Raw genomic sequence first — 11,172 nt, 5'->3', positions numbered from 1 at the left:
TCCGGCTCGGCCATGGTGATGCAGTAACTGGCCAGGTCGAGTACTTTCATCCACAGCGCACGGCTTGGGGCGCTGGAGCGCATATGCTCGCAAATTCGCCACGTCCATTGCTGCGGGGAAAAGGCGATGTGCAGTGTGTTACGTCTCGGGTAGAGCAGAAAGGGCTTGCCATCACTGGCACCGCTTCGCTGGTCACTGCCGATCTGCGCGTCCGTCCAGACGATGCGGCTCAGATGGCCGTTGTTTGCTGAAACGACATATTCATGCAGCGTCCCGGCCGTTTCGTCGAACACATAGACGTAGCCGTCATACAGCTGGCGAAGGGTGTAGCTGCGTGTTTTCAGTGTCGGCATCAGAGCCCATTTGCCCTGTTTCGGCAACGGCTTCAGTTGCTCCGGCGCGGCGTCGTAGCGGGATCTATCCAGCGCGTAGCGCACCGGTACGATAGCGACGTTGGGCCCTTTGAACGGGCAAAGGCTGATGGCCGTCGCCGGAGTCTTGGGGAACAGTGCGGCGCGTCGTTGCTGGTGTGTGCCGTGTTTATCGGTCATGCGGGAAACTCTCTGCGCAGAAGCGGGCAATTTCGCCTGCCGTATGCAGAAGTACATTCCAAGATGTGTGCCGATAATATTTTTTTCTATTAAAAACAGATGGATAGCGTTTAAGAACTTAAAAAAAGCTCAATAATCAGGCAAAAAATGCGAAATATTGCGCAGGCTTTTGCGCATGTATGCGCAAGCTCGTTTAGGTGCTGGAGGGCTTTGTGTATGGGGCGTGACCAGTTTCAGCGGTCAGGTGATGCGCAAGAATTTGCACATCACGGTTTTATGCCATGAGCGTGAAGTCAGCCGGGCAGGGCAATTTCCACCTGAATGCTCTTGCGAGCCCTGAATGGGGCGAGCAGTGACTCGTCATCCACCGGGTTGGTGATCAACGTCCAGGGCTGGCGTAACGGTGTCCAGTGCTGCTGACGCGCGCGGCCCAGCTTGGTGACGTCGGCCAGTACGAAGACCTGTGCGGCACGCGCCAGCATGTTTTCCTTGAGGTACGCCTGCTCGGCGCTGGCCTCGCACAGGCCCAGTTCGGCCACCACGCCGTCGGCACTGATGAACAGTTTGTCGGCGCTCAGGTGTTCCAGCGCTGCCTGCGCCGCCACACCATAAGTCGACATGCTCGATGCCCGCAGTGTGCCACCCAGCACGGTAATACGGCCTTCGGGTATCAACGCCAGATCGCTGAGGGCCAACAGGTTGTTGGTGATTACATGTAGCCCGCGTCGCTGGTTGAGAATGTGCGCCAGTGCGCTGGTGCTGGTGCCACCTTCAAGAAACAGCGTGTCGTGATCGTTGATATGCGCCAGCGCGGCACGGGCGATGTCCATTTTTTCCTGGCTGTGCTGGCGGCTGCGCTCTTCCAGCGAGGTTTCCGGTTCGCGCTGGCCGACATGCGCCGCGCCGCCATAGGTGCGCAGGATCAAGCCATCTTCGGCCAGGGCTGTGAGGTCGCGGCGTACGGTGGCTTCCGAGACGCCCAGTTGGGCGCACAGCTCGTCCACATTGGATTTGCCGGAAAGAACCAGTTCGAGTATCGCTTGACGACGGTTGGCGACTTTCATTACAGCCCTTGCGTTAAAGCCTGGAAACGGGATGCAACCTTACAACGACGCACCGCCGCACACCACCAGGCTTTGCCCGGTAATTGCACCCGCGTCGGGGCCAAGCAGAAAGGCCGCCAGACCGGCGATTTCATCCGGTTGCACAAAGCGGCCGATGGGCGGCTTTCGCGGTGGCGTGCCACTGCGTCCGGGGGCCAGCAACATGGGCGTTTCGGTGGCACCAGGGGCGATCAGGTTGACGGTGATGCCGCGTGGCGCCAGTTCGATGGCCCAGGAACGAACCATGCCTTGCAGCGCCGCTTTGGTGGCAGCGTACTGACTGCGTCCGGCGGCACCCTGCATGGTCCTGCTGCCGATCATCAGAATCCGCGAACCGGCGCGCAGCCGCGGGTACAGCGCGTTGACCATGTGACTGGCAGCGGCGACATGCAGATGCCACATGGCCTGGCCATCGGCGTCGTTCAGCTCGCCCAGCGGCGCGGTGCGCATGAAGCCTGCCGCGTGGATCAGCGCATCAATGTGCGGCGTCTGTTGCAGCGCCTTGTCCAGCGCGGCGAAGTCATTGAGGTCGCACTCGCGCCAAGTGAAGTTCGGGTGTTGCAGGTCCGGCGCACGACGGCTCAGACCGGTGACCCGCAGGCCCTGTTCCAGCAGGCGCGTGACAATGGCTTTGCCGATGCCGGAGCTGGCACCGGTGACGAGTACGGACTGAATCGGTTCGGGCATGACATGGGTTCCGCAAAGGCGTCGATCGGCAACAGGCCAATCGACGCGGGTGGGTCAGCGGATCGCGTTCAGCGGCAGGTGAACATGCTTGATCTTCTGCCGGAAGTAGGTGAACGCGACGTGCAGGCTGCCATCGGCGGCCTGAATGATGCTGGGGTAGGAGAACTCGCGATTGAGCTTTTCCTGCGAGTTGTTGGTCAGGCAGAAGCCGTCACCCAGCTCCAGATCCAGCCGGGTTGGCCAGCTGTGCCCGCCGTCGCGGGAGATCGCCAGGCTCATCGGTGCGCGGGGGATGCCCCACACCGCTGCCTTGCCGTCCTGACGTGCGCCCGGTGTGACGCGGTCGTCGCCCTCATCCTCGATTTCGTCGTACAGCGAGGCCCGGCGCTGGGCGTGGCCCTCGGCACTGACCGGGTTGTAGACCAGGGCCAGTTCGTCGGTCGCCAGCTTCACGAACTGGATCGACGAATTGTTATTGGGCAGTTCGGTCGGCGTCGGGGCGCTCCAGGAGCGGCCACGGTCGGTTGAGCGGCTGCTGTAGATGAAGTCTGCCCAGCGGCTGCGGAACAGGCCGAGCAGGCTGCCGTCCGGCAATTGATGAACATTCATGTGCACGCTGCCGGTGCTGTCCGGCACGTCATGGCGCGACCAGCTGTGCCCTTGATCGCTGGAGATCATCACCGCGCTGACATCATGGTTGCCGACCCACTTTTCGCCGGGCCCGGTGATGCAGTACCAGACCGGCAGCAACCAGTCGCCGTTATCCAGCACCACTGGCGGCTGGCGCACAAAGGTGCCGGGCTCGTCGAACAGGGTATCAATCGGCCCCCAGCTTTGGCCGTTATCCAGTGACAGACGACGGCGGATGATGGCGGTCTCCTGATTGCCGGAAATCTGTGCTGTCCAGATCAGCCACAACGGGCCACCGGGTGCCTGGAACAGAATCGGATTCTGTTCCGAGCGGGACGAATCTTCGGACATCTTCTGCGGCTCGCTCCAGACGCCGGTGGCCGGGTCGCGGCGCGACAGCAGCACGAAGATGTCGGCCATGCCCTCCTGAGTACCGGCGAACCAGGTGCACAGCAGCGTGCCGTCGGCCAGCTCGTGCAGGTTCGCGGCATGGTTCTGCGCGTAAGGCGTTGGCAGGAACGCGTCCTGGCGGGTATCAGCGGTTGGCATGGGGAACCTCGGTTTGAGCAGGTTTGGACGACGCGGACTGCGGCAGCAGTCGCTCGATGGCAATGACGATAGCCGGTGTCACCAGCGCGATATACATGTTGTCGATGCCGTAGGGGTTGTTCAGCAGATACCAGACGCTGGTGGTGATGGCTGAAGCGATCAACCCCAGGGTAGCGCCTCGGCCCGAACCGAAGAACGGCAGGTAGATCGCGATCATGGCGACCACGGCAATAGACAGGCGCAGGGCACGGGTAAAGAACGACAGGTTAAGGATCTCTGGCACGAAGAATACGAAGAACAGCGGCACAAAACCGATCACCAGTGCAATCAGGCGGGTGGTTTTGAACTCCTGATCCACCGACGGCTTGCGCCACGGCACGTAGAAGTCACGGACCACCAGCGAGGCGATGGCCAGTGCCACGGTGCTGACGCTGACGAAAATCGAGGCAACCAGCGAGATGGTCACCACGCCAGCCAATACCGGGCTCATCGATTGCAGGAAGATCGGCAGGGCGTACAGGCTGCTCATTTCCGGGTGCAGGTATTTGGAGGCGACACCGATGAAGCCCAGCGCCAGGGCAATCGGGATGCACAGCAGCGAGGCGTAGAAGGTCGAGCGGCGTGCCGCGTTCTGATTCTGGGTCGAGGAGATGGCCTGAATGATGAACTGCGTGGAGAAAATCGCGCCGACCGTGCCGATGATCCAGGCCACGATTTTCGAGCCGCCGATGGCCCCGTCCCACGTGAAGTAATGCTCGGGCATGTTCTGCACCACGGGGCTGAAGCCGCCGGTCATTTTCAGCGCCACGCCCAGTACGATCAATACACCGATGTATTTCACCCCGGTGTGCAGGATGCTCATGTAGGCCACGCTTTTCAGACCGCCAAACACGTAGTACAGCGTGCTGATGATCGCCGTGATGAACGCCGCGGTGGTCAGGTTGATTTTCAGGACCGTGGCAATGGCTGCCGCGCCGCTGACGTAGTTGCCGACGTTCACCAGCAACAGCGCGTAGATCATGATGATCGAGACCGCGAGCTTGGTGGAGGTGCCGTACTTTTTGGCGATGAAGCCGGAAATGGTGAACTCGCCGGAGCTATACAGTTTGCGCGCCATCAACAGGCCGAACAGCGGGAAGCCGATGGCAGCGGCGATCACCGACCAGGAGGCGGCGAAACCACTCTCGAATGCGGCCTGTGCCGTACCGACCGTAGACTTGGCACCGATGAACTCGGACATCATCAGCACGCCGACGACGAAGGCGGGCATGGTGCGCGAAGCGACCATGTATTGCTCGCTGGTCTTGCTGCGCAGGCGCATGCTCATCCAGGTGGTTATGACGATATAGACGACCACCATGCCGATGATGATCGAGGTGTCTTGCGCGTTGAAGGTATCCATCAGTCTCGCTCCATTGTTGTTGTTCTGGCGCGTTATGGGGTGCCGCTCGGTTAGGCCGCTGCAGTCAGTGCAGCGGCCTCAGACGGCGATGGAATTGCGGGTGTCGCGTTTACGGGTTGCCAGTTCCACGGCTTGGCGCATGGCTTCGATAAGGCTGCGTTCGTCGGCAATGCCTTTGCCGGCAATGTCGAAGGCGGTGCCGTGGTCCACCGAGGTACGAATGACCGGCAGGCCGATGGTTACGTTGACGCCGGCTTCCAGGCCCATGACCTTGACCGGGCCGTGACCCTGATCGTGGTACATCGCAACCACCGCATCGAAGTCGCCACGTCCGGCGCGGAAAAACAGCGTGTCGGCGGGCAGCGGGCCTTCGACGCGCCAGCCGCGGGCGTGCAGTTCATCGATTGCGGGCTGAATCTTGGTGGCTTCCTCGCCATAACCGAACAGGCCGTTTTCCCCAGCATGCGGGTTGATGCCGCACACCGCGATCAACGGATTTTCGATACCGGCGCGGATCAGGGTTTCCCGGGCGCGTTCGATGGTGCGCTTGACCAGCCCTGGCTCGATCCGCGCAATGGCGTCGATGATGCCGATGTGCGTCGTGACGTGAATGACGCGCAAGGTCGGGGTCATCAACATCATCGAGACTTCTTCGATGCCCAGCAGGTGCGCGAGCATTTCGGTGTGGCCGGGGAAGATATGCCCGCCTGCGTGCAGCGCTTCCTTGTTCAGCGGGGCAGTGCATATGGCGTCCAGCTCACCGGCCTGAGTCAGTTGCACGGTGCGCTCGATGTAGCGGAAGGCTGCATTGCCGGCCACCGCTGACAGTTTGCCGTAGGGCAGGTCAGCGGGTATCAGGCCCAGATCGATGCAGTCCACCGTGCCCTGGGTGAAACGGGCTTCTGCAGGGCTGGCGATGCTGTTGACGCGCAACTGGCTGCCGACGATGCGGTTGGCGTCTTCCAGGCGTTGGGCATCGCCGATCACCAGCGGACGGCAGGTGGCGTACACCGAGGCGTGGGTGAGCATTTTCATGATGATTTCCGGTCCCACCCCGGCGGCGTCGCCCATGGTGATACCAATGACGGGACGTTCAGACAGACGCTCAGACATAGGAAGCTTCCTCGTTGAAAGGGGTGCCGGTCGCAGCCGGTGCATGGAGCAGTTGCCAGGCGGTGAGCAAGGTGTCGGGGTTGCCGAACCCCCCGGCTTTGGTCACGACATTGAACGTGTGCTTGCCCAGTCGGGCCTCGGCCAGAACCACGCCGGTGGCCAGTTCGCCAAACAGGGTCAAGCGTTTGATATCCGCTGCAATCAGAATGGCTCTGGCGGTTTCGCCACCGGTGGCTACCACTGAACCGGCATGGGGCAGGGCGGGGGCCAGCCACTGCGCCAGCGCGTTGCTCAATGTGGCCGCCTGCGCCGGGTCGCGTTGTTGTTGATCGAGGCGTACCAGCACATCTCGCCCGTCGGTCAGATGTTCTTGGAGTTGCAGGTACGCTGCGGCGCGCTCGGAGTGCGCATCTTCATTGATTAACATTGCCGGTTGCAGTGTCAGGCACAGTGGCTTGCTGGCCTGTGCGAGCCGGTCGGCCTGGGCCTGAGAATGCCGGGACATGCTGCCTACCACGGTCAGCACCGGTGAACGCGGCTCGACCTTGATCGGCAAGGCTTCGGCCAGCCCGAAGGCGTGCGGTAGATGGCGAGCCAGCCCGGCCGAGCCGACCCAGAACAGTTCGTCATGCCAGGCCACCGATGCCTGGGCCAGTTGCAGCAGGTCACTGTCCAGCTCTGCATCGCAGACCAGCGCCTGCACACCCTGTTCAAGTGCGTTGCGCAACGTGATTTTGAGCCGTGAAGGATCACGCAGGGTGTCCAGGCCGAGCCACTGGGTACGCAGGCCCTGCGCGACAAACAGATCCAGCAGGTTGCCGGTACCTTGCAGGTTCTCGTTGCGCCAGACATCGCTCTGATCGACCGGCACACCGTCAATCAATTGCACACCCTGAACGGTCGTGCGTTTCATGGCCGGGAACGCCGGAGCGACCAGCGCCATGCCGCGCAGGCCTTGCAAGGCATCGACCTCACTGGCGACGTTGCCGCGCAGTGTGGAGTCGATTTTCTTGTACAGCGCCATCCCGATTCGGGACTGCTGTTGCAGGGCTGCGCGGTTCTGTTCGGCGGCCTGTTGCGGGTCAAGGCGACGTGAGTCGGCATCAATGGCGATCACCCCCGACAAGTCTTTGGCATTGCCGGTCAGGACCACATGAGTGTCGATCCGTGAAGCAAAGTCCGCCGCGCAATCGGCTGCCCCCGACAGGTCGTCAGCAATGATCAGCAGGCCCGGAAATTCGGCGCGGCTCATGGCAGCAGGCACCGATACAGTTGTTGAATATCATCCAGGCTGAGGGCTTTGGGGTTGTTGGTCATCAGGCGTGTGACCTTGGAAGCCGCTACCGCCATGTCCGCCAGATGCTCTTCGGCAACCCCGAATTCACGCAGGTTCTGTGGGATGTTCAGCACCTGGGTCCATTGGCGAATCTGTCCGATCAGCTTGTGGGCAGCGGTCTCGTTACTGTCGTCCTGCTGTGCCACGCCGCAGACCAGTGCCGCGCGTTTGAGGCGTTCGGCGCAGCTGTCCAGGTTGAAAGCCATCACGTGGGGCAACAGCATGGCGTTGGCCACGCCGTGGGTGACGTGAAACTTGCCACCCAGCGGGTAAGCCAGTGCATGCACCGCTGCGGTTCCGGCGGCGGTCAGCGCCAGGCCCCCATACATCGAGCCCAGCAGCATGTCGCCACGTGCGCGAACCGATTCCGGTAGTTGCCAGGCTTCGACAATGCTGCCTGCGATCAGGCGCATCGATTCCAGCGCAAACGCATCGCTGATCGGGTTGGCCTTGGTGGAGATGAAGGACTCCAGCGAGTGGGTGAAGGCATCCATCCCGGTCGCGGCGGTGATCGGGCGCGGCAGGCTGAGGGTCAGCAGCGGGTCGAGAATGACCAGCGTCGGCAGCAGATGACGGCTGACGACGCCTATCTTCAGTTCTTCATCGGGCAGAGTGACGATGGCATTGGGCGTCACTTCCGACCCCGTACCGGACGTGGTCGGGACCAGCACCATAGGCTTGCCGGGGTGAGTCACCTTGTCGATGCCCAGCAGGTCTCTGAGCGGCGTGTCGTTGGTCAGCATGACGGCGAACAGCTTGGCGGCATCCAGCACGCTGCCCCCGCCAATCGCGATCAGGGCGTCCGGGGCGTGCGGCGCGACATCTTCGCAGAATACCCGCTCGATATTTTCCAGAGTCGGTTCTATTTCGACGTTATCAAGCATGTGCACACGGATATTCTGCGCACTGAGTTGCTCGGTGACGCGCTGGGTAACTCCCAGGTTATGCATGGCGTTCTGAGTAACCAGAATCACGCTTTTGACAGGTACATCGAGCAGCGGCAGTTTTTCGCTCAGCAGGTCGAGGCTGCCGGGGCCGTGGACCACATGTTTCACAGTCTGGAAGTGGTAGGTAGCAGACATCGCGATTACCTCAGGCTTGGCGGTAGACGGCCAACAGGTTCTGGAGTTTTTCCAGTGCGGCGGCATCGAGCGGCTGCACGGGCGCACGGCATGGGCCGACCGGGACATTGAGCAGTTGCGTTGCGGTTTTCAGCACCACCGGCATGGTGCCCAGCGCGAAGGCATCGCGCAGCGGGCGCAAGGCTTCCTGCGCGGCACGGGCCGCTTCGTGGTTGCCTGACTGGAAGTTGTTCCAGATCGACATGACCACCTCCGGCACGGCGTTGGCGGTTGCAGCAATAGCGCCGTCACCGCCAGCCAGCAGGTTCCAGTAGATCAGTGAGTCGGTTCCGGCGAACACCGCAAAGTTGTCGCTGCGGTACTGCATCATCTGCACCAGTGCGTCGAAATTGCCGGCGCTGTCCTTGATGCCCTTGATCTGCGGATGCTGGCTGAGGGTTGCCACTGCACCGATGCCGATCGACATGCCGGTCTTGGCCGGGATGTTGTACATCATCAGCGGCAGCTCGGAAGCGTCGGCGATGGCGGTGTAGTGCTTGATCAGCTCGGGCTGGCTGATGGCGTTGAAGTACGGTGTGATGATCGACAGGGCATCTGCGCCCACATCAATCATCTTTTTGTTCATTTCAATCACTTCATGCGTAGCGAACGCGCCGGTACCGACCACAACCGGCACACGTCCTGCCGCGGCTTCGACAGTGATTCGAGCGATTTTGAGTTTTTCCGATTCGGAAAGGGTAAAGAATTCGCCATTGGTGCCCAGTACGAAAAGCCCGTGAACGCCTGCATTCAGGAGGTTTTCGATCAGATTGCGCAGGGCCTGCTCGTCGAGTTGCTGATCAGCGGTGAAGGGTGTGACCAGAGCTGGAATGATGCCGCGAAATTGCATGGCCAGGTTCTCGTTTTATTTTTAGTAAAACGATATTGATTGAATCAATCATTGCTGGCAAGCGTTTTGATCGTTTTTTTCACGTGTGGGTAGGTTTTCTGCCTGAAAGTGACAGGTTCAATCAAAAAGCCAGGCACATGGCCTGGCTCAAAAGAACTATGTGGTTAAGTTCAGGCAGTCGCCGCAACCTTGCCTGCCGATTGACGACTGACTCGCAAGGCCACCAGGCTGCCGACGATGGTCAGCGCGGCCAGCGAGTACAGCGCCAGAGTGGTCGAGCCGGTCTGGTCCTTGATCCAGCCCACCAGATACGGGCTGAGGAACCCTGCCATCTGGCCGATCGAGTTGATCAGCGCCAGCCCGCCCGCTGCAACGCTGGCGCTGAGCAGTGCGGTTGGCAAGGGCCAGAACATTGGCAGGCTGGTGAGGGCACCCATGGTCGCGATGGTCAGGCCGAGAATGGCGATGATGGGCACTGTCGCGAAGTTGGCGGCGATGATCAGGCCCGTGGCGCCCATCAGCATCGGCACCACCAAATGCCAACGGCGCTCATTGCGCAGGTCGGCGGAGCGGCCGACCAGCAGCATGAACACGCCTGCCATAAGGTAAGGCACGGCGCTGATCCAGCCGATCACCAGGGCATCGCTGAAACCGAGGTTCTTGATGATTGACGGTAGCCAGAAGTTGATTGCGTAGACACCGCTCTGAATGCAGAAATAGATAAAGCCCAGAATCCATATGAACGGCATGCTCAGCACCGAAGCCACCGAGCTTTTACCCTGCACCGGGCGGCTCAGTTCATCGTTGGTGATATCGGTCTTGACCCGCTGGCGCTGCTCAGGCGTCAGCCAGCGAGCGTCCTCGACCTTGTCACACAGCAGAACGAACGCCAGCACACCGAGCGCCACGGTCGGCAGGCCCTGAATCAGGAACATCCACTGCCAGCCCGCCATGCCGCCCTGACCTGCGGCGAAGTGGTTGAGGATCCAGCCGGAAAACGGACCGCCCAACAGCCCGGAGACCGGAATGGCCGACATGAACAACGCCATGATCCGCCCGCGCCGCTGGTTCGGGTACCAGCGCGAGAGGTACAGCACGATGCCGGGGAAGAAACCGGCTTCTGCCATGCCGGTCAGAAAGCGCAGCACGTAGAACTCGACCGGCGTGGTGACGAACAGCAGGCAGGTCGAGAAGATGCCCCATGTAATCATCATCAGGCCGATCCAGCGGCGCGGCCCGAAACGGTTCAGCGCCAGATTGCTGGGCAGGCCGCACAGCACGTAGCCAATGAAGAAGATACCGGCACCGAGGCCATAGACCGTCTCGCTGAAACTCAGGGCGTCGAGCATCTGCAGCTTGGCGAAGCCGACATTCACGCGGTCCAGGTAATTGAACAGGTAGCAGATGAAGATAAACGGGATAAGGCGCAGGGTGATGCGACGGTAGACATGATTGCCGTCAGCGTCGCCCGCCTCGTGGGTCGAGGTAGCGGTCATGGCGTGTGTTCCTCTGTGCTTGTTGTTTTTATGCAGCGATGGAGCTGTCGGGTGCACTCCCGATCATAGGGCGGTGTCCATGAAAACGCTTTGGGGTTTTGCACGGCTGTGAAGGGTGTGCGTTGTGTGATTGCACAACGTAAGGCTCTCCGCTGGCCTGCATCAGGTGGCTATGCGTCCTTTTGCGACGCGGCTCAAGATTGGACGCAGAGCTCACTACCGCTATCGTGCGACGCTCCGCGTCGGCATGCCTTTCAGGACGCTCCGCGTCCTCTTGGCGACGCCGCTTAAGATCGGACGCAGAGCGTCCAGAACTGCATTCCCACGCTGGAGC

10 protein-coding genes are annotated in these 11,172 nt (G+C 61.1%); all 10 read right to left on the bottom strand.

Going from position 1 to position 11,172, the window contains the following annotated elements:
• On the bottom strand, window positions 1–551 hold a 551-nt coding region (locus RYB09_RS22540; protein WP_316890292.1), incomplete at its 3' end, for a toxin VasX.
• Window positions 552–844: 293 nt separating this feature from the next.
• The gene (locus RYB09_RS22535) at window positions 845–1,615 is read right to left on the bottom strand and encodes a DeoR/GlpR family DNA-binding transcription regulator (protein ID WP_230016542.1); all 771 of its coding nucleotides are present in this window, start codon (window positions 1,613–1,615) and stop codon (window positions 845–847) included.
• A 39-nt stretch (window positions 1,616–1,654) separates the two neighbouring features.
• On the bottom strand, window positions 1,655–2,341 hold the full coding sequence (locus tag RYB09_RS22530) for an SDR family NAD(P)-dependent oxidoreductase (RefSeq protein WP_058408790.1): 687 nt from the start codon (window positions 2,339–2,341) through the stop codon (window positions 1,655–1,657).
• A 54-nt stretch (window positions 2,342–2,395) separates the two neighbouring features.
• Window positions 2,396–3,520: a sialidase family protein gene (locus RYB09_RS22525; protein WP_316890288.1), complete on the bottom strand. Its 1,125-nt coding sequence runs from the start codon at window positions 3,518–3,520 to the stop codon at window positions 2,396–2,398.
• Window positions 3,507–4,922 (bottom strand): sodium:solute symporter family protein, encoded by a 1,416-nt coding sequence (locus RYB09_RS22520; protein WP_316890287.1) that lies wholly within the window; start codon window positions 4,920–4,922, stop codon window positions 3,507–3,509. Before RYB09_RS22520 ends, RYB09_RS22525 begins: the two co-directional genes overlap by 14 nt.
• Before the next feature lie 78 nt (window positions 4,923–5,000).
• A complete protein-coding gene (pdxA, locus tag RYB09_RS22515; RefSeq protein ID WP_005731526.1) occupies window positions 5,001–6,035 on the bottom strand; it encodes a 4-hydroxythreonine-4-phosphate dehydrogenase PdxA in 1,035 nt (344 codons plus the stop codon).
• Window positions 6,028–7,287 (bottom strand): four-carbon acid sugar kinase family protein, encoded by a 1,260-nt coding sequence (locus RYB09_RS22510; protein WP_316890284.1) that lies wholly within the window; start codon window positions 7,285–7,287, stop codon window positions 6,028–6,030. The genes pdxA and RYB09_RS22510 overlap by 8 nt, the downstream gene beginning before the upstream one ends.
• Window positions 7,284–8,453, bottom strand: coding sequence for an iron-containing alcohol dehydrogenase (locus RYB09_RS22505; RefSeq protein WP_316890282.1), 1,170 nt, complete (start codon window positions 8,451–8,453; stop codon window positions 7,284–7,286). The genes RYB09_RS22510 and RYB09_RS22505 overlap by 4 nt, the downstream gene beginning before the upstream one ends.
• A 10-nt stretch (window positions 8,454–8,463) precedes the next feature.
• On the bottom strand, window positions 8,464–9,342 hold the full coding sequence (dapA, locus tag RYB09_RS22500; RefSeq protein ID WP_058401300.1) for a 4-hydroxy-tetrahydrodipicolinate synthase: 879 nt from the start codon (window positions 9,340–9,342) through the stop codon (window positions 8,464–8,466).
• A gap of 170 nt (window positions 9,343–9,512) precedes the next feature.
• Entirely contained in the window at window positions 9,513–10,838 is a 1,326-nt protein-coding gene (locus RYB09_RS22495; protein ID WP_046835351.1) for an MFS transporter, read from the bottom strand.
• Between the last annotated feature and the right edge of the window lie 334 nt (window positions 10,839–11,172).

Origin of the sequence: Pseudomonas syringae group sp. J254-4, assembly GCF_032586855.1 — a bacterium.
GTDB lineage: Bacteria > Pseudomonadota > Gammaproteobacteria > Pseudomonadales > Pseudomonadaceae > Aquipseudomonas > Aquipseudomonas amygdali.
The sequence above is the reverse complement of the archived record's forward strand: the minus strand, read 5'-3'. Positions and strand labels throughout refer to the sequence as shown.